Source organism: Methylorubrum sp. Q1, from assembly GCF_004683995.1.
Lineage (GTDB): Bacteria > Pseudomonadota > Alphaproteobacteria > Rhizobiales > Beijerinckiaceae > Methylobacterium.
In genome coordinates, this window is the sequence record NZ_SRHQ01000023.1 from 53,712 (window position 1) to 76,742 (window position 23,031).

Consider the following 23,031-nt stretch of genomic DNA (forward strand, 5'->3'; position numbering starts at 1 on the left):
TAGAACTGCGCGCTGACACGCAAAGTATCCATGCATTCGTTGAGCGTTTCTCACCTATGAGACGTCGGATCGTTCAGGATCTTTGATCGTCCTGAATCATGGCTTGTCCGGCGCCTCGGTTTTACCCTACCGATTGCCTTCGCATCGGAGAAATTTATTCTCTGCATCGAGATCATGCAGGAAATTTATCGATATGATTCCGGATCTCGAGATCCCTCTCCTCAGGACCTTCGTCGCGGTGGTCGAAACCGGCAGTATAACGCTGGCCGGCCGGCAGGTCGGACGCACCCAGCCGGCGATCACGCACCAGATGCAGCGCCTGGAGAAGGCGCTCGCCAAACCGCTCTTTCAGGAGGATCGCCGCCACCTCACCCTGACCCGGGAGGGGGAGATGCTGCTGGGCTATGCGCGAACCCTGCTCGGTCTCAACGACGAGATCCGCGAGCGATTCGAGGCGCCCGATATCACCGGCCATGTCCGCCTCGGCGTGCCCGATCTCTACGCGGCCTTCCTGCTGCCCTCGGTCCTGAGCGGCTTCTCGCGGGCCTATCCGCAGGTCGAGATCGAACTGCGGTGTTCGCGCAGCGTGAACCTCCACGCGGCGCTCCAGCATGAGGAGATCGACATCGCGCTGATGACGCGCCAGCCGGAATTCGGCAGGGGCACGGCCGTGCGCGAGGAGCCGCTGGTCTGGGTGGCCGCGCGCGACTACGTCGTCGCGTCGAACGAAGCCCTGCCCCTCGCGCTGCTCCCGGCCGGAAGTGTCTATCGACAGTACGCTCTCGATGCGCTTGGCCAGATCGGGCGGTCCTGGAACATCGCCGCCGTCAGCGACAGCATCGCCGGGCTGCAGGCGGCCGTCTATGCGGGGCTGGCCGTCTCGGCCTTCCCGCTCTGTGCGCTCTGCCCCAAGGTCCGCCGGCTCGGTCGCAGCGACGGCCTGCCCGACATGCCTCATCTTGAGATCGTTCTGCAGCGCAAACCCAGCGGAATCACGCCCGCCGCCGAGCACCTCGCCGAATACATGGTCGCCGGAATTGGAAGTCTTGGACGCTGAGGCGCGCGGTCGGGTCTCCACGCGTTGTCGGCAAGGCTCTCATGTTGCGGCGACACGCTGTCGCCGTTGCGCCGCACAATGCTGCTCGCTAGAACAGGGTGCATCGCAGCAAGATCCGATCGACATGCCCCTCGCCGAGCGTCTTCGCCAGATTCTGCCCTTTGCCGTTGCAGTCTATCTCGCCGGCAGCGTAGGCCAACTCCACGCAACGCAGCCCGCTTTCTCCGTGCCGCGCGGTTTCTCGATGGAATCGGTTGCGTCCGGCATCAAGTGGCACATGCTCGAGATCGCCAAGAACGAGCAGTCCGAAATGGACTTCGGCTCTCCCGGCAACTGACCGCTGCGCCGAGTTCCTCCTCGGCGCTCAAGCGTGGCCCTCACCACGGGCCGGTCGTCCGCGTTCCGCCACGCATCCGGGCTCGCGCAGATGCGGTTCGCGGAATGCGTCCGCTCGTTTCTCGCTCGCCGATCGCCTCGTTCGCCTCCGGCCTCGCCGTGGGCCGCCTTGGCATGCCTGATTGACACTTCCGTCATTTCCCCATCTAATCGAACATAACGTTCCGTTTTTCGAGACATAAGGGCTCGATCGGAATGACAGACGAGGAAACGCTCGCGGCGAGGTGCAGGCGATGACTGTCGGCCCCTTCGACTTCATCATCGTCGGCGGCGGGACTGCAGGTTGCGTCCTTGCGAACCGCCTCACGGCCGATGGTCGGCATCGGGTGCTGATGCTGGAGGCCGGTCCACGCGATCGTTCGCCCTGGATCCACCTTCCCATCGGCTACGGGAAGACGATGTTCCACAAGACCCTCAACTGGGGCTTCTTTACCGAACCGGAGCCGACCATGAACGGTCGGCGGATCTACTGGCCGCGCGGTCGGACACTGGGGGGCTCCTCGTCGATCAACGGCCTGATCTACGTTCGCGGCCAAGCGGAGGACTACGATCACTGGGCGGCGCTCGGGAATACGGGCTGGTCCTGGAAGGACGTCCTGCCCTACTTCATCCGCTCCGAGCACAATTCCCAAGGCGCAGGACCCGCCCACGGCGCGGATGGGCCGCTCTGGTGCTCCGACATCGAGCATCGGCACGAACTCATCGATACGATCATTGCCGGCGCGGGCGAGCTCGGCATCCGCCGCACGGCGGACTTCAACGCGGGCGACCAGGAGGGCGTCGGCTACTACCAGCTCTTCACCCGCAAGGGCCGGCGCTGCAGCACCGCAGTCGCCTATCTTCGCCCGGCGCGCGGTCGTCGTAACCTTCGCGTCGAGACCGGCGCGCAGGCGGTCGGCCTGATCCTCGAAGGGCGCCGTGCGGTTGGGATCCGGTACCGGCTGAAGGGCCGGATGTACGAGGCGCGCGCCGCGACGGACGTGATCCTGGCCGCGGGTGCGCTGCAGAGCCCGCAGCTTCTCATGCTGTCGGGGATCGGACCCGAGACGGAGGTGGCGCGCCACAACATCCCCCTGGTGCACGCGCTACCCGGCGTCGGTGCGAACCTGCAGGACCACCTGCAGATCCGGCTGATGTACAAGGTGGCCAAGCCGATCACGACGAATGACGACCTGCGCACCGTGTTCGGGAGGGCGCGGATCGGCCTGCGTTGGCTGCTGACACGCAGCGGTCCGCTGGCCGTCGGGATCAATCAGGGTGGCCTTTTCACCCGCGTCATGCCCGGGCCCGGCACGCCGGACGTGCAGTTCCACTTCGCCACGCTCTCGGCCGATATGGCCGGCGGCGCGCCCCATCCCTGGTCAGGCTGCACCTTTTCGGTCTGCCAGCTGCGCCCCGAATCCCGCGGGAGCGTGACTCTGCGCAGCGCCGACCCCTTCGCGGCGCCCGTCATGCGGGCCAACTACCTCGCGACCGAGACGGACCGGCGCTGCACCGTCGAGGGCATCAAGTTCGCTCGGCGCCTCGCCGCGACGTCCCCCCTGCGGACGCTGCTGACGGAAGAGGTCAAGCCGGGCCCGGAGGTCGAGGGCGACGACGCCCTGCTCGATTTCGCGCGTGCGACGGGGGCCACGATCTTCCACCCCTCGGGGACGTGCAAGATGGGCTCGGACCCGATGGCGGTGACGGATGCGCGCCTGCGCGTCCACGGCATCGGCGGCCTGCGCGTCGTCGATTGTTCGATCATGCCGACCCTGATCTCCGGCAACACCAGCGCGCCCGTGGTCATGATCGCGGAGAAGGCCTCCGAAATGATTCTGGCCGATGCGCGGGCCGGTTCAGCGGCGGTCGCCGTCGCCTCCGACCCGCTGGCGACCACATCCAGCCGGCACCCCGCGCCGGCGCCAGAGGGGAGCCCGGCATGACGACGAGCGACACGGCACCCGAACGCGGCGGCCTCGCCCGCGTCGTCACGGCCGCTCTGATCGGAGCGACGATCGAGTGGTACGACTTCTTCCTCTACGGCGTCGTTGCCGGCATTGTCCTGAACAAGCTGTATTTTCCAGCCGACGATCCCCTCGTCTCGACGCTGCTCGCCTACTCGACCTTCGCCGTCGGCTTTGTCACCCGGCCGCTCGGTGGCGTGATCTTCGGACATTTCGGCGACCGGATCGGCCGCAAGAGCATGCTGGTCATCACCCTCATGCTGATGGGCGTGGCGACCTTCCTGATCGGGCTGGTGCCGACCTATGCACAGATCGGCGTCGCCGCCCCCGTCCTGCTGCTGATCCTGCGGATCGTCCAGGGCATCGGGCTGGGCGGCGAGTGGGGCGGAGCCGTGCTGATGGCTTTCGAGTATGCGCCTCCGGAGAAACGCGGCCTCTACGCCAGCATCCCACAGATCGGGCTCGCGCTGGGGCTCTGCATCGCCTCCGGCGTCGTTGCGGGGCTGTCCTACGGACTCACGGACGAACAGTTTCTCTCCTGGGGTTGGCGGCTCGCCTTCCTGCTCAGCGCCGTGCTCGTCGCCGTCGGCGCCTACATCCGGCTCAACGTGATGGAGACGCCCGAATTCGCCCGCGTGAAGGAGACGAACCGCGAGGCGGCGATCCCGTTCGTCTCGATGATGCGGGACTTTCCCGGCAACGTCGTCGCCGGCATGGGCGCGCGCACCATCGACGGCGTGTTCTTCAACATCTTCGCGGTCTTCTCGATCGGCTATCTTACGGGCACCGTGCAGGTACCGCGCACCCAGGCCCTGCTCGGCGTCACATCAGCCGCGCTCCTGCTCTGCGCCACGATTCCGATCGCCGGCTGGCTCTCGGACCGGCTCGGCCGTACCCGCGTCTACGCCTGGGGGTCGGTGCTCACCGGCTTCTCGGCCTTTCCGGCCTTCTGGATCTTCCTGAACAGCGGCGGCAGTATCGGGGCGATTTGGCTTGCGCTGATCGTACCCTTCGGGATCTTCTATGCCTCGGTCTACGGGCCGGAGGCGGCCTTGTTCTCGGAACTGTTTCCGGCCCGGGTACGCTACACTGGAATTTCCTTCGTCTACCAATTCTCCGGCATCTTCGCGAGTGGCCTGACCCCGATCGTCGCGACCGCGCTCCTGCAATATTCCGGTGCGGATCGGCCGTGGCTGGTCTGCGCCTATTGCGCGCTCGCCGGTCTCGTCAGCGCCGCCTCGGCGATCTGGATCGGGCGCGCGACACGACGGCCGCTGGCCGGGGATCCGGGGGCGCTGGACGCCGAGCCGGCTCTCGCAACGCCGACGATGCGAAGAATGCTCCACAAGTCGGCGAGTTCATAGAAAATAGTTTGTCTATAGCGTGTAGATATAGAAAGACTTGCTATGAATGGGGCCGCCGGGACCAAGCCGGGATCGGCGTCGAGGACCGACGATGCTGCAGAAGAACCGCCTGGTGACACCCTCGAAGCCCCGCCTCGCAATGTCGCGCCTTAGGGAGCTGGCTCCGGGGATCGGGCTGTGCCTTGCGGTGACGCTGGTCTCGATCGGCTTGCAGCATCTCGAGGAGGGCGCGTTCGAGCACCCCTATATCGAGGCGCTGGTGATCGCGATTCTCCTCGGCATGGCGATCCGGACGTTCTGGACACCGAGCCCGCTCTGGCGCTCGGGCATCGCCTTCAGCGCCAAACAGCTCCTTGAAGTCGCGGTGATGCTGCTCGGTGCCTCGATCAGCTTCGCGGCGATCGTCGCCTCCGGCCCGGTGCTGCTCGCGGCGATCGTCGCCACCGTGGTCGTGACGATCATGGCGAGCTTCGCGATCAGCCGCCTGCTCGGACTCGCCGTGCGCATCTCGATCCTGATCGCCTGCGGCAACTCGATCTGCGGGAACTCGGCCATCGCGGCCGTCGCCCCGGTCATCGGCGCCAGCAGCGACGACGTCGCCTCCTCGATCTCCTTCACGGCGATCCTCGGCGTGCTGATGGTGCTCGGCCTGCCGCTGCTGATCCCCCTGCTTGGCCTCGGCGCCGGCCAGTACGGCATTCTGGCTGGCCTCACGGTCTATGCCGTGCCGCAGGTTCTCGCCGCCACCGTCCCGGCCGGGCTGGTGGCGACGCAGATCGGCACTCTGGTGAAGCTCGTGCGCGTGCTGATGCTCGGCCCCGTCGTGGTCGGGCTCTCGCTCCTCGCACCGCGTTTCGACGGTGGCGCGCCGGAAACCGGCGGAGCACGCCGGTTCGACCCGTTCAAGCTGGTGCCGTGGTTCATCCTCGGCTTCCTCGTGCTCGCCGCGTGCCGCTCGCTCGGCCTCGTGCCAGACGCCGCGATCGGCCCGATCACGCGGGTCGCCGGCACCCTCACCGTGGTCTCGATGGCCGCCCTCGGGCTCGGGGTCGATGTGCGGGTGATCGGCCGCGTCGGCGGGCGCGTCACCGCGGCGGTGACGCTGTCGCTCGCAACGTTGCTGCTGATCAGTCTCGGGTTGATCCACCTGCTTCGGCTCGGCTGAGACGTGCTGGAAAAGCGGCGGATCCGAAACGGGATCCGCCCCAAAAGGAGGAAGCCATGATGCACCGACGCGCCCTCTTGGGCGGCGCCGGAACGGTCCTGCTCGCGAGTGCCGCGACCGGTTGGGCCCGCGCCGCCTCGCCCGAACAGATCACGCTTCCCTTCGGCAACGGCGAGCGCCCGCTCGTCGCGTATCCCGGCAAGCGCCCGCTGATCCAGATGACGAGCCGGCCGCCGCAGCTGGAGACGCCGTTCTCGGTCTTCGACGAGGGCCCGATCACGGCCAACGACGCATTCTTCGTGCGCTACCATCTCGCCGGCATCCCCACCGAGATCGACCCGGACACCTTCCGCCTGGAGATCAAGGGCAAGGTCGAGACGCCGCTCACCCTGTCGCTGGCGGACCTCAAGGGGTTCGACGCGGTCGAGATCACGGCGGTCAACCAGTGTTCCGGCAATTCGCGCGGCTTCTTCGAGCCGCGGGTCGCCGGCGGGCAACTCGCCAACGGCGCGATGGGCTGTGCCCGCTGGACGGGCGTGCCGCTGAAGGCCGTGCTCGACCGGGCCGGCGTCCAGGCCGGCGCGCGACAGGTGATGTTCGAGGGCCTCGACGGGCCGGTGCTGGAGCGGACGCCCGACTTCGCCAAGGCGCTCGACCTCGACCACGCCCGCGACGGGGAGGTGATGCTGGCCTACGCCATGAACGGCGAGGATCTGCCCTTCCTCAACGGCTTCCCGCTCCGCCTCGTCGTACCGGGCTATTACGGCACGTACTGGCTGAAGCATCTCAACGCGATCACGGTGCTCGACACGACGTTCGAGAACTTCTGGATGAAGACGGCCTACCGCATCCCGGCCAATGCCTGCGGCTGCACCGAGCCCGGCAAGTCGCCGTCGGCGACGGTGCCGATCAACCGCTTCACCATCCGCTCCTTCATCACGAACGTGCCCGACGGCGGGAGCGTCAGGGCGGGGGCCGACACGCTGCTGCGCGGCATCGCCTTCGACGGCGGCTACGGCCTCACCGAGGTGCTGGTCTCCGGCGACGACGGGCGCAGCTGGACCGCGGCCAGACTCGGCCGCGACGAGGGTCGCTACGCCTTCCGGGGCTGGGAGGCGAGCCTGAGGGTTCCGGCCGGCGAGCACCGCTTACGGGTTCGGGCGCTGAACCGGATCGGCCAGTCGCAGCCGCTCGAAGCCCTCTGGAATCCGGCCGGCTACCTGCGCAACGTCGTCGAGACGACGCGCGTCACCGCACGCTGACGGAGGGGTTCATGACACGATCTGCTGCGCGCCCCGCCCGCCCGGGCCTGGCTTGCTCAAGCTTTGCCGCCCTGGCTCTCTTTGCCGTCTCGACCGGGACCGCCGGTGCCGGACCGGTCGCCTACGACCTGCCGGAGGAGACGGCCAAGCTCCGGCCCGGCCCCGGCGCCGAGATCGCCGAGGCCCATTGCCTGACCTGCCACTCACCGGACTACATCGCCATGCAGCCGGCCAAAAAGGGCCATGCCTTCTGGTCGGCGGAAGTCACCAAGATGATCAAGGTCTACGGCGCACCGATCGCGGAGGCCGACGCCAAGGCCATCGCGGATTACTTGGCGGCCACCTACTGATCGCCCAAGATACCCTCTCGGGCGTAGGATCGCAGGGCTTCGCCGCCGCGGACGCTCCGCGATCCGCGTGAACGGCAGGAGGATCCGATGAGCGACGACGACGGAACGAAAGCGGTCACGCGGGTGCCGCGCTCCCGCCGGCAGATCCTGGCTGCCGGCTCCGCCCTCGTCGGCGGAAGCCTCGCCGGTGGGGTGGCCTCGCCGGCACGGTCAGAGCCGGCACCGGTCCTCGACGACACGCCCCCGAACGTGCCGCGCTGGATGAAGGAGCCGGGCGCGGATGTCGGCAGTCAGCTCTACGGCACGCCCTCGGAATTCGAGAGGGGCGTCATCCGCAACGTGCCGAAGAACGGCAAGCAGTACACCTCCTCCGCCAGCCGCACGCCGCTGCAGGATCTCGACGGTATCATCACGCCGAACGGCTTGTTCTACGAGCGGCATCACGGCGGTATCCCCGCCATCGATCCCGCTCAGCACCGCCTGATGATCCACGGCCTGGTCGAACGTCCCCTGCTCCTGACCATGGGCGAGTTGCGGCGGTTTCCCACCGAATCCCGCATCTACTTCCTGGAATGCTCCGGCAATCCCGGCTTCGAGGCGATCAAGCAGGCCAAGACGGCTTCCGATCTGGTCGGCTTGGCGAGCTGCTGTGAGTGGACGGGCGTCCGGCTCAAGACGATCCTCGACGAGGTCGGCGTAACCCCGGAGGCGCGGTGGGTCGTCGCCGAGGGCGCCGATGCCGCCGCCCTCACACGCAGCGTGCCGCTGGAGAAGTGCCTCGACGACGCCCTGCTCGTCTTCAGCCAGAATGGTGAGCGGCTGCGCCCGCAGCAGGGATACCCGCTCCGCCTCCTGCTCCCGGGCTTCGAGGGCAACATGAGCGTGAAGTGGCTTCGCCGCCTCAACGTCGTCGCCGAGCCCGCCTACTCGCGGGAGGAGACCGCCAAGTACACGGATTCGATGCCCGACGGCACGGCGCGCCAGTTCACCTTCACCATGGAGGCCAAGTCGATCATCACGCGACCCTCCGGCACGCACAGGATCGCCGGAGGCTTCAACGAGATCACCGGTCTCGCCTGGAGCGGCCGCGGGCGCATCACCGGGGTCGAGGTCTCGGTCGACGGCGGCGGCACGTGGCAGCCCGCCGGACTGCAGGAGCCGGTCCTGAGCCGTGCCTTCACCCGCTTTCGCTACCCGTGGACCTGGGACGGCCGGCCGACGACGATCCTGAGCCGCGCCACCGACGAGACGGGCTATGTGCAGCCGAGCTTCGAGGCCCTGACGACGGTTCGCGGCATGAAGTCGTTCTACCACAACAACGCGGTCGTCCCCTGGCGGATTGCCGCCGACGGCGAGGTGTCGAATGGCTATGTTTGAGCGCAGGCGGCTTCTGGCGATCGCGATCCCTCTGACGCTGTTCGGCGCGTGCGCCCACGCCGAAGGCCGCTACGGCTTCGGACGGGCCCCGACCGACGGGGAGATCGCGGGCTGGAACATCGATATCGACCGCGACGGCAGGAAGCTCCCGCCGGGCCACGGCAGCGTCGAACAGGGTCGCGCGCTGTTCGAGGCCCAGTGCGCTTCCTGCCACGGCGCTCAGGGAGAAGGCGGCGTCGGCGACCGGCTGGCCGGCGGCCACGGCTCGCTGGCCTCGCCCAAACCGGTGAAGACGGTCGGCAGCTTCTGGCCCTACGCACCGACCCTATTCGACTATATCCACCGCGCCATGCCGATGAACGCGCCGCAATCGCTGAGCCCCGACGCGGTCTACGCGGTCGTCGCCTACGTCCTCAACCTGAACGGTCTCGTCCCGGACGATGCGATCATGGACGCCAGGACGCTCCCGGCGGTGAGGATGCCGAACCGCGACGGGTTCGTTCCCGACCCGCGCCCCGATACGCGCTGACGGGCATTTGCCCTGAGGGCGCCCGGAACCTGATCGACGATGCGGTTCCGGGCGCTTCGTTTGGTCTGGAGCATCATCCCGAAAGGTGGTTGCCGGCTTTCGGAAAAGGACGATGCTCTAAGGTGCGGCGCCCCTCAAGCGGGCTGCTGGGGCCGCATGTCGCGGCGGTCGATGCCGGCGACAACGACCGGCTTCTTCATCGCGTCACGGCGGAAGGGTTCGCCGAGCTCCTGATTGAGCATCACCTCGATGAAGGTCGTCACGCCGTCGGCCTGAGCCTCGGCGGCCTGCTGGATCGCCTCGGTCAGGGCCCCCTGCGTCTCGACGCGCACGCCCCGGAACCCGCACCCTTCCGCGATCTTCGCGTAGCTCAGCTTCGTGTCGAGCTCGGTTCCGACGAAGTTGTTGTCGTACCAGAGGATCGAGTTCCGCTTCTCGGCGCCCCACTGGAAATTGCGGAAGATCACCATGGTGACCGCCGGCCACTCATCCCGGCCGATCGAAGTCATCTCGTTCATCGAGATGCCGAAGGCGCCGTCACCGGCAAAGCCGAAGACAGGCACGTCGGGGCAGCCGATCTTGGCGCCGATGATCGCCGGGAAGCCGTAGCCGCAGGGACCGAACATGCCCGGCGCCAAGTACTTACGCCCCTGCTCGAAGGTCGGATAGGCGTTGCCGATCGCGCAGTTGTTGCCGATATCGGTCGACAGGATCGCCTCGAAAGGCAAGCCGGCTTGAATCGCGCGCCACGCTTGGCGCGGCGACATCTTCCCGCTCTCGCGCTCGCGTGCCGCCACGTTCCAGTTCGTGCCCTCGTCGTCGTCCTCGTGATCCATCGACGACAGCGCCTGCGCCCAGGCGGACTTGGTACGGTGGATCTGTGCCTGCCGCTCTTCGCGGCCGTCATTGCCCGCCTCCGGGGACAGCTGCTGCAGGAGTTCGCGCGCGACGTGCTTGGCATCGCCGCAGATGCCGACCGAGATCGTCTTGGTCAGGCCGATCCGATCGGGATTGATGTCGACCTGGATGATCTTGGCGTTCTTGGGCCAGTACTCGATGCCGTAGCCGGGCAGCGTCGAAAACGGGTTGAGGCGGGTGCCGAGTGCCAGCACCACATCGGCCTTGGCGATGAGCTCCATCGCCGCCTTCGACCCGTTGTAGCCGAGCGGGCCAACGGCGAGGGGGTGCGAGCCCGGGAAGGAGTCGTTGTGCTGGTAGCCGCAGGCCACCGGCGCATCGAGCCGTTCGGCGAGCGCGACGGATTCCCGGATCGCATCACCGATGACGACACCGGCCCCATTCAGGATCACGGGGAACGTCGCACCCGACAGCAGCGCCGCGGCCTCGGCGATCGCCTGCCGACCGCCGGTCGGCCGCTCCAGCCGGACGATTTGCGGCAACGCGACATCGATCTGATGCGTCCAGAAATCGCGCGGGATGTTGATCTGTGCCGGCGCGCAGCCGCGCCACGCCTTCTCGATCACCCGGTTGAGCACCTCGGCGACGCGGGTCGGGTCGCGGACCTCCTCCTGATAGCAGACCATGTCCTCGAACAGAGCCATCTGCTCGACTTCCTGGAAGCCGCCCTGGCCGATCGTCTTGTTGGCCGCCTGCGGCGTGACCAGCAGCATCGGCGTGTGATTCCAGTAGGCGGTCTTGATCGCCGTGACGAAGCCGGTCACGCCCGGTCCGTTCTGGGCGACCGCCATCGCCATCTTGCCGGTCACGCGGGAATAGCCGTCGGCGATGAGGGCGGCGTTGCTCTCATGGGCGCAGTCCCAGAAGGTGATGCCGGCCCTCGGGAACAGATCGGAGACCGGCATCATCGCCGAGCCGATGATGCCGAAGGCATGCTCGATCCCGTGCATCTGCAGGACTTTGATGAAGGCCTCTTCCGTGGTCATCCTCATGGCGCGCTCTCCCACCCTGGCTTTGCCAAGTCGTTGTGATGGTCGTTCGTCGGCTCGGACGGCGGCGCGTGGCCATGGCGGTCGGGCCGCTCCGATGGAGGACACGCCATGCCGGCTGCATCCTCATCTGACCGAAACTTAGCGCCCGGCCGCACCCGTATGCAATCGAAATCTCGTTTTTTTGCTTTCTACGTTCAGGAATTTGGAATATGAAGCCTGCAACCATGGATGATGCCCCCGAATCCTCGCCGGCCCTGAAGGCGTTCAGCCTGTTGGAGATCATCGCCGAGATGGATCATCCGCCCACGCTCGCGGAACTCACGGAGGCGGCGAACCTGCCCAAGCCCACCCTGCACCGGTGGCTGAGCATGCTGGAGGGCGCCGACCTGCTGCGACGGATGCCGGACGGACGACGCTACGAACTCGCGGCGCGCGCCACGGCGCTGGCCTTCGCGATCCTGTCGAACAATTCCGGCTCGACCCAGCGTCATCAGCTCCTCGAGCGGGTGGTTCGTACGATGGGCGAATCCTGCAACCTCACGGTGCTGGAGGGCAGCGAGGTCATGTATCTCGACCGCGTCGAGGCTGCCGCACCCTTGCGCGTCGCCTTCCAGAAGGGGTCGCGCGTACCGGCCCACGCCTCGGCGAGTGGCAAGCTGTTCCTGGCGATGATGCCGCCGGCCAAGCGCGACCGCTTGATCGGCTCGCTGACGCTGGAGCGATACACGGCCAACACCCTCGCCGATGCGGACGCGCTCCGGGCCGAACTCGGCCGGATCAAGCGCGACGGCTATGCCTTCGACGACGAAGAATTCCTATCCGGCCTGTTCTGCGTGGCCGTGCCGATCTTCGATCACAACGGACGCGACTGCATCGCCGCCCTCGCGCTTCAGGCGCCGGTGGTGCGGGTCTCCCGCGCGAACGCGGCCGAGCGTCTGCCAACCCTGCGAGAGGCGGCCGAAGCCATGGCCGTCACGCTGCGATAAGCGCCCGAGGGGCGCGCCGGGAGAGGAGACACGCCCCATGACGCGCACCGAGGACGCCGCCATTCTGGTGCTCAACGCCGGCTCATCGAGCGTGAAATTCGCGCTCTTCCGGGCCGATACGCTCGAACCGCTCTGCCGCGGCGGCATCGAGGGGATCGGCAGCGCGGCGCGGTTCGGGGGCGCCGCCGGGGCGAAGGCGCATCTGTTCGACGGGGCGGTGCTGCCGGAGGGCAGCCGTCACGAAGCCGCCACGCATTGGCTCCTCGATCGCCTGCGCTGCGCGGACCACCTCGACCTTCGCGCGGCCGGGCACCGCGTCGTCCATGGCGGCCCGGATTTCTCGGCGCCGGTCGTGATCGACGATGATGTGATGACGAGCCTCGAAGGGTTGATCCCGCTCGCCCCGGCGCACCAGCCGCACAATCTCGCGGCGATCCGGGCGGTGGCGAAGGCTTGGCCCGATCTGCCGCAGCTCGCCTGTTTCGATACGGCCTTCCATCGGTCGATGCCGCGGCTCGCCCAGCTCTTCGCGATTCCGCACGCGCTGACCGATCAGGGCCTTATCCGCTACGGTTTCCACGGTCTCTCCTACCAGCACATCGCCGATGTGCTGCCGGACATTGCCGGCGACGTTGCGCAGGGACGGGTGATCGTCGCCCATCTCGGCCACGGCGCGAGCCTCTGCGCGATGCGCGAAGGGCGCAGCATCGCCACCACCATGGGCTTCACCGCCCTCGACGGTCTGATGATGGGGATGCGCTGCGGCGCCATCGATGCCGGTCTCGTGCTGTACCTGATCGAGCAACGCGGCATGACACCGGCGGAGGTTTCCGAGATCCTGAACCGGCGCTCGGGCCTGCTGGGCGTCTCCGGCATCAGCAACGACGCGCGCACCCTTCTGGCGAGCGAGGAGCCCCGGGCCACGGAAGCGCTCGACTTGTTCGCCTACCGCGTCGTGCGCGAGGCCGGTTCGATGATGGCGGCCCTCGGCGGCCTGGACGCCTTCGTCTTCACCGCCGGCATCGGCGAACGCTCGGCCCGAATCCGTTCGGCAATCGCCCAGGGCTTGGCCTGGACCGGCATCCGCCTGGATGAGGATCGCAACGCGGCCAACACTGTCAGAATCAGCGCCGATGGAGCGACGATCCCTGTCTACGTTATTCCCGCTGATGAAGAATTGCCGATTGCACGCAGTGTCGGCAGCCAAGTGCTTTCGGCCTGACCTGGGTTCCAGCACAGCACCGCCGTTTCGGCTCTGGCTGAGAGTGCCTCACAAAACACCCGATCACCGATCGTCTCCGTTCTGGGCACGGCGACGCAGCGGGAGTTCTGTGAGAGACACTTCGTCACGCGGGCAAGCCGACCGGTTATCCGCTCAACGGCGTCGAATGGCGGGGCCTGATTTCGCTGCAAAACGCTTGCGCCATGCCTGAGCGGCATGCGGGCCGAGCCCCGGCGCAAGTCTGAAGAACCTCGCCGGTCTTCCTCAGGGACGGCCGCGCAAGGCGGCCGGTCGACCGGGCCGCAAGGCAAGCGCCCAATCTCGGATTCCGTTAACCCTCGATGCGGCCATCGCCGAGGGATGACGGGACGCTCGGAATCGGGCCGATCCTAATGCGATCCTTATGAGATCGTATCCCTTTCCGTCTCGAACCCTAACGCGGTTCCCGTCCACATTCAGGACCGGCCCGGGTCGGCCGCGGGGCACCCGCAGCCGGCGGACCGACTGGATACGGACACACCATGCTCGACATCGTCTTCCTGCTCGGGGGCCTCGCCTTCTTCGGCCTGGGCGCCGGCTATGCCGCGCTCTGCGAGCGCCTCTGAGGCAAGCCGCCATGACCCTCGACCTCGCCCTCGGCGCCCTCGTGACCACCGGGCTCCTCGTCTACCTCACCTACGCCCTCGTCCGCCCCGAGCGGTTCTGAGCGGCCCCCAGGACTGACCTCCATGACACTCAACGGCTGGATGCAGATCGCGCTGTACGGCGCGGTCGTGCTGGCGCTCGTGCGGCCACTCGGCGGGTACATGACCCGCGTCTTCAACGGCGAGCGCAACCTCCTCTCTCCCGTGCTCGCGCCTGTCGAGCGCGGGCTCTTGCGCATCTCCGGCATCGACGCCCGTCAGGAGCAGACCTGGCTCGGCTACGCAGGGGCGATGGTCCTGATCAACGTGGCCGGCTTTGTCCTGCTCTACGCCCTCCTGCGCCTGCAGGCGCTGTTGCCGCTGAACCCAGCCGAGCAGGCGGCGGTGGCGCCCGACCTCGCCTTCAACACTGCGACGAGCTTCGTCACCAACACCAACTGGCAGTCCTATAGTGGCGAGACCACGCTCTCGTACCTCAGCCAAATGCTCGGGCTCACGGTCCAGAACTTCGTCTCGGCGGCGTCGGGCATGGCGGTCGCCGTCGCGCTGATCCGCGGCTTCGCCCGGGCTTCGACAAAGACGCTGGGCTCCTTCTGGGTCGATATGACCCGTGCCACCCTCTACGTGCTGCTGCCGCTCTGCATCGTGCTGGCCCTGTTCTACGTGTCCCAGGGCATGCCGCAGACGCTTTCGCCCTACGTCGAGGCGACGACGCTGGAGGGCGCGAGGCAGACCATCGCGGTCGGGCCGGTGGCGAGCCAGGTCGCGATCAAGATGCTGGGGACCAACGGCGGCGGCTTCTTCAACGCCAACGCCGCCCATCCTTTCGAGAACCCGACGGCGCTCTCGAACCTCCTGCAGATGCTCTCGATCTTCGTGATCGGCGCCGCGCTCACCAACGTCTTCGGCCGCATGGTCGGGGACGAGCGGCAAGGCTGGGCGATCCTCACCGCGATGGGCCTGCTCTTCATCGCCGGCGTCGGCGTGACCTACTGGGCCGAGGCCAGCGCCCACGGCGTCCTGTCCAACCTCGGACTGACCGGCGGCAACATGGAGGGCAAGGAGATCCGCTTCGGCATCGCCGCCTCGGCGCTCTTCGCGGTGATCACGACGGCCGCCTCCTGCGGTGCGGTCAACGCCATGCATGACAGCTTTACCGCACTGGGCGGGCTGATCCCGCTGCTCAACATGCAGCTCGGCGAAGTGATCATCGGCGGCGTCGGCGCGGGCCTCTACGGCATGCTGGTCTTCGTCGTGGTCGCGATCTTCGTGGCAGGCCTGATGGTCGGACGCACCCCCGAATATCTCGGCAAGAAGATCGAGGCGCGCGAGGTGAAGATGGCGATGCTCGGCATCCTCTGCCTGCCGCTGATGATGCTGGGCTTCACGGCTTTTGCCACGGTGGTGCCGGCCGGTCTCGCCGGGCCCGCGAATGCCGGCCCGCACGGTTTCTCGGAGATCCTCTACGCCTACACCTCGGCTGCCGCCAACAACGGCTCGGCCTTCGGCGGGCTGACGGCCAACACGCTGTTCTACAACACGACGCTGGCCATCGGCATGCTCGTCGGCCGCTTCTTCGTGAAGATCCCGGTTCTGGCCATCGCCGGCTCGCTCGCCGCCAAGAAGCGGGTCCCGGCCTCCGCCGGCACCTTCCCGACCCATGGCGGGCTGTTCGTCGGCCTCCTCGTCGGCGTGGTGCTGATCATCGGCGGCCTGACCTTCTTCCCTTCGCTGGCGCTCGGCCCGGTGGTCGAGCACTTTGCCGGGGCGGCCGGGCAGACCTTCGCGACCGGAGGCTGAGATGCCGCGCACGGTTCCGAACCGGCGCATGCCGCGCCATCACCCGATGCTGCACCGGCCGCCGCACCACCGCGCCCACGGCGCCAAGGCGAGGCCCGTGCGCATCTCCGACCTCGTGCTGGCCCTCCTCGGTGTGGCGCTGCTCGACGGCCTCGCCCTCGCGGCGGCCTTCACCCTGGCCGCCGGCACGACGGCCCCCTGAACCGGCAAGGTCCGGCGTCGCTCGCCCGGCCTCCTCGCCCTCTCCGGACACCTGAAACCATGTCCCGCAAGACTTCATCGCTGTTCAGCGCCGCCCTCGTCGGGCCCGCTTTTCTCGGCTCCGTCAGGAAGCTCGACCCCCGCGCCATGATCCGCAACCCGGTCATGTTCGTGGTCGAGGTCGTGGCGGCCCTGACCACCATGCTGTTCGTCCGTGACCTCGTCACCGGAGGCAGCGACCTGTTCTTCTCCGGCCAGATCATCCTCTGGCTGTGGTTCACCCTGATCTTCGCCAACTTCGCCGAGGCGCTCGCCGAGGGCCGCGGCAAGGCCCAGGCCGACAGCCTGCGGCGTACCCGCACCGAGATGACCGCCAAGCGGCTCACCGGCCAGGGCCGGGCCTACGAGACCGTCCCCGGCACGAGCCTCAAGGTCGGCGATGTGGTGCTCGTCGAGGCCGGCGACCTCATCCCCTCGGATGGCGAGGTCATCGAGGGGGTGGCCTCCGTGAACGAGGCGGCCATCACGGGCGAGTCGGCTCCGGTCATCCGCGAGTCGGGCGGTGACCGCTCGGCGGTGACGGGGGGCACGCAGGTGCTCTCGGACGCGATCAAGGTCCGCATCACGGCTGCGGCCGGCTCGACCTTCGTCGACCGTATGATCGCCCTCGTCGAGGGCGCCGCGCGCCAGAAGACCCCGAACGAGGTCGCGCTCAACATCCTGCTCGCCGGGCTGACCATCGTGTTCGTGTTCGCGGTGGCCACCATCCCGAGCTTTGCGAGCTATGCCGGCGGCTCGATCCCCGTGATCGCGCTGGTCGCGCTGTTCGTGACCCTGATCCCGACCACCATCGGCGCGCTCCTGTCCGCCATCGGCATCGCCGGCATGGACCGTCTGGTCCGCTTCAACGTGCTCGCCATGTCGGGCCGCGCCGTCGAAGCGGCCGGCGACATCGACACGCTGCTCCTCGACAAGACCGGCACGATCACGCTCGGCAACCGCCAGGCCACCGCGTTCCGCCCCGTTCGTGGCGTCACCGAACAGGATCTGGCCGACGCGGCGCAACTCGCCTCGCTGGCCGACGAGACGCCCGAAGGCCGCTCCATCGTCGTGCTCGCCAAGGAGACGTACGGCATTCGCGCCCGCGACATGGCCGGGTTGAACGCCACCTTCGTGCCCTTCACCGCGCAGTCCCGGATGTCGGGTGTGGACCTTGAAGGCTCGTCCATCCGCAAGGGCGCGGTCGAGGCCGTCATCGCCTCCGTCTCCGAGCCGCCACTGGCAACCCGCGGCTCCAATGCGGCGCTCGCCTACCGCCCGGCCGCCGAGACCGAGGGGGTGGCCGAGATCCGGGCCATCGCGGAGGAGATCGCCAAGGCCGGCGGCACGCCGCTCGCGGTGGCAAAGGACGGCCGCCTGCTCGGCGTCGTTGACCTGAAGGACATCGTGAAGGGCGGGATCCGCGAGCGCTTCGCGGAGCTGCGCCGCATGGGCATCCGCACGGTGATGATCACGGGCGACAATCCCATGACCGCCGCCGCCATCGCCGCGGAGGCGGGCGTGGACGACTTTCTCGCCCAGGCGACCCCCGAGGACAAGCTGGCGCTGATCCGGCGTGAGCAGGCCGAAGGCAAGCTCGTGGCGATGTGCGGCGACGGCACCAACGACGCGCCGGCGCTGGCTCAGGCCGATGTCGGGGTTGCCATGAACACCGGCACGGTCGCGGCGCGCGAGGCCGGCAACATGGTCGACCTCGATTCCGACCCGACGAAGCTCATCGAGATCGTCGGCATCGGCAAGCAGTTATTGATGACCCGCGGTGCCCTGACGACGTTCTCCATCGCCAACGACGTGGCCAAGTATTTCGCCATCATCCCGGCGATGTTCCTGACGCTCTACCCGCAGCTTCAAGCGCTCAACGTCATGGGGCTGGCCTCGCCGCAGAGCGCGATCCTCTCCGCCATCATCTTCAACGCCCTGGTCATCGTCGCGCTGATTCCGCTCGCCCTGCGCGGCGTGACCTACCGCCCGGTCGGCGCGGCCTCGCTCCTGCGGCGCAACCTGCTGATCTACGGCCTCGGCGGCGTCCTCGTGCCGTTCGTGGCCATCAAGGCCATCGACCTCGCCGTCACCGCCCTCCATCTCGCCTGAACGACAGGTCCCGGAGACCTCCCATGTTGAATCAGCTTCGTCCCGCCCTCGTCCTGCTCGTCGCGCTGACGGCGGTCACGGGTCTCGCCTACCCCCTCGCCGTCACCGGCGTCGCCGGGGCGCTCTTCCCGGCCAAGGCCGCAGGAAGCTTGATCGAGCGCGACGGCACGATCGTCGGTTCCAGCCTGATCGGCCAGAGCTTCACCGGCGAGGGCTACTTCCATGGCCGGCCCTCGGCCACCACCGCGGCCGATCCGGCGGACGCCTCCAGGACCGTGTCGGCCCCCTACAACGCGGCCAACTCCGCCGGCTCGAATCTCGGGCCCACGAGCGCGGCGCTGGCCGAGCGCGTGAAGGGTGACCTCGACGCGCGGAGGGCCGAGAACCCAGGTCGGCCGGTGCCGGTCGATCTCGTCACCACGAGCGGCTCGGGCCTCGACCCCGACGTCTCGCCCGAGGCGGCCCTGTTCCAGGTGCCGCGCATCGCCCGAGCCCGCAACCTGCCCGAGGACAGGCTCCGCGAGCTCGTCGCCAGTCAGGTCCAGGGCCGCACCCTCGGACTGCTCGGTGAACCGCGCGTCAACGTGCTCGCCCTGAATCTTCTCCTGGACGACCTCGCCAAGCGCTAAAGAGCGAACCATGCCCGGGACCGGCCGCGACCCGAACCGCCCCTCGCCCGACGCGCTGCTCCAAGCGGCCCGCCGGGAAGAGCGGACGCGCGGCCGTCTCAAGGTCTTTCTTGGCGCCGCTCCCGGCGTCGGCAAGACCTACGAGATGCTCACCATCGGGCGCGCCAAGCTCAAGGCCGGCGCCGATGTCGTGGTCGGCGTGGTCGAGACCCATGGCCGGGCCGAGACCGAGGCTTTGCTCGACGGCTTCGAGATCATCCCGCGACGGGCCGTGCCCTACCATGGCACCGTGCTGGAGGAGATGGACCTCGACGCGCTGCTGGCGCGCCGCCCGGCCCTGGCGCTGGTCGACGAACTCGCCCACACCAACGCGCCCGGCTCGCGCCACCCCAAACGCTACCAGGACGTGGAGGAGTTGCTCGACGCCGGCATCGATGTCCTGACGACGCTGAACATCCAGCACGTCGAGAGCCTCAACGATGTCGTGGCCTCCATCACCCGCATCCGCGTGCGCGAAACCGTGCCGGACAGCATCCTCGACCGGGCCGACGACATCGAGGTGGTCGACCTCAACCCGGACGATCTGATCGAGCGCCTGAAGGCGGGCAAGGTTTACGTGCCGGCGAACGCCGAGCGGGCACTCAAGCACTACTTCTCGCGCGGCAATCTGACGGCCCTGCGGGAGCTCGCCCTGCGTCGGACGGCCGACCGGGTCGATGACGAGCTCCTGAGCCACATGCGGGCCAACGCGATCCCCGGCCCCTGGGCGGCGGGCGAGCGCGTGCTCGTCTGCGTGAGCGAGGATCCGCGCTCGGCAGGCCTCGTGCGCTACGCCAAGCGGCTGGCTGACCGCCTCCACGCCCCCTGGACCGCCCTGGTGGTCGAGGGACCGCGCGCCGCCTCCCTCAGTGAGGCCGCGCGCGACGGGGTGGCCGAGGCCTTGCGGCTCGCCGACCGGCTCGGTGGCGACGCCGTCACCCTGCCGGGCGGCCGGCGCGTCGCCGACGACATCCTCGCCTACGCACGCTCCGCCAATGTGAACCACATCGTGGTGGGCAAGGCGACGCGCTCCTGGGCCTTCGAGCTCGTGAACGGCTCGGTGGTGCACGACCTCGTCCGCCGGAGCGGCAACATCAGCGTCCACGTGGTACCGGGCGAGGACGCGCCGACCGAGATGGCGTCCCGGCGCGCGGTCGCCACCGCCGCTCCGCCCGCCACCTTCGACGCCCGGTCCTACGCCCTGGCGCTGCTCGTCACCGGTGCCGGCCTCGGGCTCGCTTTGCTGCTGGAGCCGTCTACGGGCGTCGAGAACGCCGACCTCATGCTGCTGACCGCCGTCGTGGCGGTCGCCGTGCGCTGGGGACTGGGGGCCTCGCTCGCCGCGGTGGTGGCGGCCTCGCTGTCGTACAACTTCTTCTTCCTGCCGCCGGTCTACACCTTCACCATCGCCGACCCGACCAACATCGCGGCCTTTCTGCTCTTCACCCTGGTGGCGGTGCTGGTCTCGAACCTCGCCGCCCGTGCCCGCCTGAGCGCCGTGGTCAGCCAGGGCCGCGCGAAGGCCACGGAGCGGCTCTTCGGGTTCTCGCGCAAGCTCGCGGCCTGCGGGACCCTCGACGACGTGCTCTGGGCGACCTCCGCGCAGGTCGCGGCCATGCTGAGGGTACGCGTCGTCCTTCTCCTGCCGGATGATAAGGCCCTCGCCGTCCGTGCCGGCTACCCGCCGGAGGACATGCTGGACGAGGCCGACCTGGCGGCGGCGCAGTGGGCCTTCGACAACGAGCGCCCGACCGGGCGCGGCGCCGACACCCTGCCCGGGGCCAAGCGCCTGTTCCTGCCGATGCGCACCGGGCGCGGCACCATTGGGGTGATCGGCCTCGATGCGGACGGCACGGGCCCGATCCTGACGCCTGAAGGCCGGCGCCTTCTCGACGCACTCGCCGATATGGGCGCGCTCGCCCTCGAGCGGGTGCGCCTCGTCGAGGATCTCGACCGGGCCGAGCGTGCCGCCGAGACCGACCGCCTCGCCCGAGCGCTGCTGACCTCGATCAGCCACGATCTGCGGACGCCGCTCGCCTCCGTGCTCGGAGCCGCCAGCACATTGCGGGACCTCGACGGCGCCCTCCCCATCGAGGCCAAGGCGGAGTTGTTGACGACCATCATCGAGGAATCGGAGCGGTTGAACCGCTTCATCGTGAACCTGCTCGACATGACGCGGCTGGAGGCCGGGGCCGTGACGCCGAACCTGGCGCTCCAGGATGTCGCCGAGACCATCGACACCGCCCTGCGGCGGACCCAGAAGATCCTTGCCGGCCACCGGGTTGCGGTCGCGATCGCACCCGACCTGCCGACCCTGAGGCTCGATCCGGTCCTGTTCGAGCAGGTGCTGGTCAACCTGCTCGACAACGCCGCGAAGTACGCGCCCGAGGACTCGACCGTTACGGTGCGCGCCCGGCGGGACGGGCGCACCGTGCGCATCGAGGTTCTGGACGAGGGGTTCGGGCTCCCGGAGGCGGATGTCGAGCGCGTGTTCGACAAGTTCTACCGCGTCCGGAAGAGCGACCGGGTACGGGCCGGGACCGGGCTCGGCCTCGCCATCTCGCGCGGCTTCGTCGAGGCCATGGGGGGTACGGTCACCGCCGGCAACCGCCGGGACCGGTTGGGGGCCGCCTTCACCGTGACGCTCCCGGTTCCGGCCCGGACCACGCCAAGGGATATCGCCGCATGAGCCCGACCGTCCTGATCATCGACGACGAGCCGCCGATCCGCAAGCTGCTGCGCATGGGGCTCGCCACTCAGGGCTACGCTATCCTGGAAGCGCCCAACGCCGTCACCGCGCTGGAGGTGCTCGGCCGCCACAGCCCGGACCTCGTCATCCTCGACCTGGGGCTTCCCGACATGCGCGGGCACGACCTGCTCCGCGCGATCCGGGCGAGCCACCCCGGCCTGCCGGTGGTGGTGCTGTCGAGCCGGGACGACGAGGGCGGTAAGGTCGAGGCGCTCGATCTCGGCGCCGACGACTACGTCACCAAGCCCTTCGGCATGGCGGAGCTGCTCGCGCGCCTCCGTGCTGCGTTGCGCCACCAACTGGCCGCTCGCGGCGAGCGCCCGGTCTTCCGGGTCGACGGGCTCTCGGTCGACCTCGTCCGGCGCATCGTGAAGGTCGATGACGTCGAGGTGAAGCTGACCCCGCGCGAGTACGCATTCCTGCGCATCATGGTGCTGCACGCCGGCAAGGTGCTCACGCACGCCCAGCTCATGCACGAGGTCTCGGTCTCGTCGGACCCACAGTATCTGCGCGTCTACATGCGCCAGCTCCGGCAGAAGCTGGAGGCCGATCCGGAGCGGCCGCGCATCCTTCTCACCGAGACCGGCGTCGGCTATCGCCTGCGGGCACCCGACGATGAACCGAACCTCAAGCTGCGCGCGGCGAACGACGCCAAACCGGCGGTAACGGAGGCGGGCCCTTGATGGCGATCTTCGAGCCTCGATCGGCGCCTCATCGGGGAACGGAGCGGTCGGGCCGGCGCTCAAGCATCGTCCCGGAGACCTGATCCCGGACGATGCTTGAGGCTCTTGTTTTCGCATCGTCTTTTTTTCGAGTGTGAGTGACGTCGGCGCTGCGGCGTCCGGAGCCCAGGTGCCGGATGCGGTCGGCTCGGACGGAACGGGTGGAACTGAAACCCCTACGGCTGATGACGGGAGGGATTTGGGTGCCGGGCATGGCCACTCCATGCCATCGCGCAGGATCAGATGCGCAGCTCGATGCAGGCCCCGGACAGGAGCACGGCGTCGGACCGGTGGTCGGTCTCGTCCTCGGCGTAGTCGACGGCGTCCTTCCGGCTCCGGAACAGGCCGCCGGCACGCCCGTGGATCTCGAGGGCCACCCAGTGACCCTCGGGGTCCTGCCCGACGATGAACCGGTCGGCGTCCGTGGCGGAGGCGTCAGCGTGGATGGCGGCGCCTTGGAGGGTGGGAGACATCGTTCGTTTGGGGTTCACGCGGTCCTCAGGGAACCGCGTCCCTAAGCTGTACCGGCTCG

General features: G+C 68.4%; 20 protein-coding genes. 18 read left to right on the forward strand and 2 right to left on the reverse strand.

All coding sequences use genetic code 11. The features are described 5' to 3' along the window. The first annotated feature begins 82 nt into the window (after nucleotides 1–82). From E4V01_RS19935 to E4V01_RS19975, 9 genes are all read left to right on the forward strand, one after another. Complete coding sequence (locus E4V01_RS19935; RefSeq protein WP_245517620.1) at nucleotides 83–1,057, forward strand: LysR substrate-binding domain-containing protein; 975 nt, start codon at nucleotides 83–85, stop codon at nucleotides 1,055–1,057. Between the two features lie 124 nt (nucleotides 1,058–1,181). Next, nucleotides 1,182–1,394, forward strand: a complete 213-nt coding sequence (locus E4V01_RS19940; RefSeq protein ID WP_135299529.1) for a hypothetical protein — start codon at nucleotides 1,182–1,184, stop codon at nucleotides 1,392–1,394. 292 nt (nucleotides 1,395–1,686) lie between these two features. Beyond that, on the forward strand, nucleotides 1,687–3,378 hold the full coding sequence (locus E4V01_RS19945; protein ID WP_135299530.1) for a GMC family oxidoreductase: 1,692 nt from the start codon (nucleotides 1,687–1,689) through the stop codon (nucleotides 3,376–3,378). Beyond that, nucleotides 3,375–4,763 (forward strand): MFS transporter, encoded by a 1,389-nt coding sequence (locus E4V01_RS19950; protein WP_135299531.1) that lies wholly within the window; start codon nucleotides 3,375–3,377, stop codon nucleotides 4,761–4,763. The genes E4V01_RS19945 and E4V01_RS19950 overlap by 4 nt, the downstream gene beginning before the upstream one ends. A gap of 94 nt (nucleotides 4,764–4,857) precedes the next feature. Beyond that, nucleotides 4,858–5,928, forward strand: a complete 1,071-nt coding sequence (locus tag E4V01_RS19955; protein WP_060772332.1) for a YeiH family protein — start codon at nucleotides 4,858–4,860, stop codon at nucleotides 5,926–5,928. A 56-nt stretch (nucleotides 5,929–5,984) separates the two neighbouring features. After that, nucleotides 5,985–7,190 (forward strand): molybdopterin-dependent oxidoreductase, encoded by a 1,206-nt coding sequence (locus tag E4V01_RS19960; RefSeq protein ID WP_135299533.1) that lies wholly within the window; start codon nucleotides 5,985–5,987, stop codon nucleotides 7,188–7,190. 11 nt (nucleotides 7,191–7,201) lie between these two features. Continuing rightward, nucleotides 7,202–7,540: a cytochrome c gene (locus E4V01_RS19965; RefSeq protein ID WP_135299534.1), complete on the forward strand. Its 339-nt coding sequence runs from the start codon at nucleotides 7,202–7,204 to the stop codon at nucleotides 7,538–7,540. An 87-nt stretch (nucleotides 7,541–7,627) separates the two neighbouring features. Beyond that, entirely contained in the window at nucleotides 7,628–8,917 is a 1,290-nt protein-coding gene (soxC, locus tag E4V01_RS19970) for a sulfite dehydrogenase (RefSeq protein WP_060770847.1), read from the forward strand. Further along, nucleotides 8,910–9,446, forward strand: coding sequence for a c-type cytochrome (locus tag E4V01_RS19975; protein ID WP_135299547.1), 537 nt, complete (start codon nucleotides 8,910–8,912; stop codon nucleotides 9,444–9,446). The genes soxC and E4V01_RS19975 overlap by 8 nt, the downstream gene beginning before the upstream one ends. A gap of 134 nt (nucleotides 9,447–9,580) precedes the next feature. Here E4V01_RS19975 and xsc read toward each other — a convergent pair whose 3' ends face one another. Beyond that, on the reverse strand, nucleotides 9,581–11,356 hold the full coding sequence (xsc, locus tag E4V01_RS19980) for a sulfoacetaldehyde acetyltransferase (RefSeq protein WP_135299535.1): 1,776 nt from the start codon (nucleotides 11,354–11,356) through the stop codon (nucleotides 9,581–9,583). A 224-nt stretch (nucleotides 11,357–11,580) separates the two neighbouring features. Here xsc and E4V01_RS19985 point away from each other — a divergent pair, with 224 nt between their 5' ends. The 9 genes from E4V01_RS19985 to E4V01_RS20025 all read left to right on the forward strand — a co-directional run bounded on the left by E4V01_RS19985 (nucleotide 11,581) and on the right by E4V01_RS20025 (nucleotide 22,460). Continuing rightward, on the forward strand, nucleotides 11,581–12,342 hold the full coding sequence (locus E4V01_RS19985; RefSeq protein WP_135299548.1) for an IclR family transcriptional regulator: 762 nt from the start codon (nucleotides 11,581–11,583) through the stop codon (nucleotides 12,340–12,342). A gap of 37 nt (nucleotides 12,343–12,379) precedes the next feature. After that, nucleotides 12,380–13,564 carry an acetate/propionate family kinase gene (locus tag E4V01_RS19990; protein ID WP_060770843.1) on the forward strand — a complete coding sequence of 395 codons (1,185 nt, stop codon included), beginning with the start codon at nucleotides 12,380–12,382 and terminating at the stop codon, nucleotides 13,562–13,564. 616 nt (nucleotides 13,565–14,180) lie between these two features. Continuing rightward, a complete protein-coding gene (locus E4V01_RS19995; protein ID WP_012778951.1) occupies nucleotides 14,181–14,270 on the forward strand; it encodes a K(+)-transporting ATPase subunit F in 90 nt (29 codons plus the stop codon). 22 nt (nucleotides 14,271–14,292) lie between these two features. Then, nucleotides 14,293–16,008, forward strand: a complete 1,716-nt coding sequence (gene kdpA / locus E4V01_RS20000; protein WP_135299536.1) for a potassium-transporting ATPase subunit KdpA — start codon at nucleotides 14,293–14,295, stop codon at nucleotides 16,006–16,008. Nucleotide 16,009: 1 nt separating this feature from the next. Continuing rightward, nucleotides 16,010–16,210 carry a hypothetical protein gene (locus E4V01_RS20005; protein ID WP_135299537.1) on the forward strand — a complete coding sequence of 67 codons (201 nt, stop codon included), beginning with the start codon at nucleotides 16,010–16,012 and terminating at the stop codon, nucleotides 16,208–16,210. Nucleotides 16,211–16,269: 59 nt separating this feature from the next. After that, nucleotides 16,270–18,360 carry a potassium-transporting ATPase subunit KdpB gene (gene kdpB, locus E4V01_RS20010; RefSeq protein ID WP_135299538.1) on the forward strand — a complete coding sequence of 697 codons (2,091 nt, stop codon included), beginning with the start codon at nucleotides 16,270–16,272 and terminating at the stop codon, nucleotides 18,358–18,360. A gap of 23 nt (nucleotides 18,361–18,383) precedes the next feature. Next, the gene (locus E4V01_RS20015; protein WP_060770839.1) at nucleotides 18,384–18,989 is read left to right on the forward strand and encodes a K(+)-transporting ATPase subunit C; all 606 of its coding nucleotides are present in this window, start codon (nucleotides 18,384–18,386) and stop codon (nucleotides 18,987–18,989) included. Nucleotides 18,990–18,999: 10 nt separating this feature from the next. After that, nucleotides 19,000–21,717: a sensor histidine kinase KdpD gene (locus E4V01_RS20020; RefSeq protein WP_135299539.1), complete on the forward strand. Its 2,718-nt coding sequence runs from the start codon at nucleotides 19,000–19,002 to the stop codon at nucleotides 21,715–21,717. Next, nucleotides 21,714–22,460 carry a response regulator gene (locus tag E4V01_RS20025; RefSeq protein ID WP_060770837.1) on the forward strand — a complete coding sequence of 249 codons (747 nt, stop codon included), beginning with the start codon at nucleotides 21,714–21,716 and terminating at the stop codon, nucleotides 22,458–22,460. The genes E4V01_RS20020 and E4V01_RS20025 overlap by 4 nt, the downstream gene beginning before the upstream one ends. A gap of 278 nt (nucleotides 22,461–22,738) precedes the next feature. Here the strand turns inward: E4V01_RS20025 and E4V01_RS20030 are convergent, their stop codons facing one another. Continuing rightward, nucleotides 22,739–22,972: a hypothetical protein gene (locus E4V01_RS20030; RefSeq protein WP_135299540.1), complete on the reverse strand. Its 234-nt coding sequence runs from the start codon at nucleotides 22,970–22,972 to the stop codon at nucleotides 22,739–22,741. Nucleotides 22,973–23,031 lie beyond the last annotated feature (59 nt).

Excerpts from the sequence above, each read along its gene's own strand:
- kdpA (WP_135299536.1), top strand. The coding sequence starts at position 14,293 with ATGACACTCAACGGCTGGATGCAGATCGCGCTGTACGGCGCGGTCGTG.
- E4V01_RS20005 (WP_135299537.1), top strand. The coding sequence starts at position 16,010 with ATGCCGCGCACGGTTCCGAACCGGCGCATGCCGCGCCATCACCCGATG.
- E4V01_RS19995 (WP_012778951.1), top strand. The coding sequence starts at position 14,181 with ATGACCCTCGACCTCGCCCTCGGCGCCCTCGTGACCACCGGGCTCCTC.
- E4V01_RS19990 (WP_060770843.1), top strand. The coding sequence starts at position 12,380 with ATGACGCGCACCGAGGACGCCGCCATTCTGGTGCTCAACGCCGGCTCA.
- E4V01_RS19945 (WP_135299530.1), top strand. The coding sequence starts at position 1,687 with ATGACTGTCGGCCCCTTCGACTTCATCATCGTCGGCGGCGGGACTGCA.
- E4V01_RS19985 (WP_135299548.1), top strand. The coding sequence starts at position 11,581 with ATGGATGATGCCCCCGAATCCTCGCCGGCCCTGAAGGCGTTCAGCCTG.
- kdpB (WP_135299538.1), top strand. The coding sequence starts at position 16,270 with ATGTCCCGCAAGACTTCATCGCTGTTCAGCGCCGCCCTCGTCGGGCCC.
- E4V01_RS20030 (WP_135299540.1), bottom strand. The coding sequence starts at position 22,972 with ATGTCTCCCACCCTCCAAGGCGCCGCCATCCACGCTGACGCCTCCGCC.
- E4V01_RS20020 (WP_135299539.1), top strand. The coding sequence starts at position 19,000 with ATGCCCGGGACCGGCCGCGACCCGAACCGCCCCTCGCCCGACGCGCTG.
- E4V01_RS19950 (WP_135299531.1), top strand. The coding sequence starts at position 3,375 with ATGACGACGAGCGACACGGCACCCGAACGCGGCGGCCTCGCCCGCGTC.
- E4V01_RS20015 (WP_060770839.1), top strand. The coding sequence starts at position 18,384 with ATGTTGAATCAGCTTCGTCCCGCCCTCGTCCTGCTCGTCGCGCTGACG.
- E4V01_RS19975 (WP_135299547.1), top strand. The coding sequence starts at position 8,910 with ATGTTTGAGCGCAGGCGGCTTCTGGCGATCGCGATCCCTCTGACGCTG.
- E4V01_RS19965 (WP_135299534.1), top strand. The coding sequence starts at position 7,202 with ATGACACGATCTGCTGCGCGCCCCGCCCGCCCGGGCCTGGCTTGCTCA.
- xsc (WP_135299535.1), bottom strand. The coding sequence starts at position 11,356 with ATGAGGATGACCACGGAAGAGGCCTTCATCAAAGTCCTGCAGATGCAC.
- soxC (WP_060770847.1), top strand. The coding sequence starts at position 7,628 with ATGAGCGACGACGACGGAACGAAAGCGGTCACGCGGGTGCCGCGCTCC.
- E4V01_RS19940 (WP_135299529.1), top strand. The coding sequence starts at position 1,182 with ATGCCCCTCGCCGAGCGTCTTCGCCAGATTCTGCCCTTTGCCGTTGCA.
- E4V01_RS19960 (WP_135299533.1), top strand. The coding sequence starts at position 5,985 with ATGATGCACCGACGCGCCCTCTTGGGCGGCGCCGGAACGGTCCTGCTC.
- E4V01_RS20025 (WP_060770837.1), top strand. The coding sequence starts at position 21,714 with ATGAGCCCGACCGTCCTGATCATCGACGACGAGCCGCCGATCCGCAAG.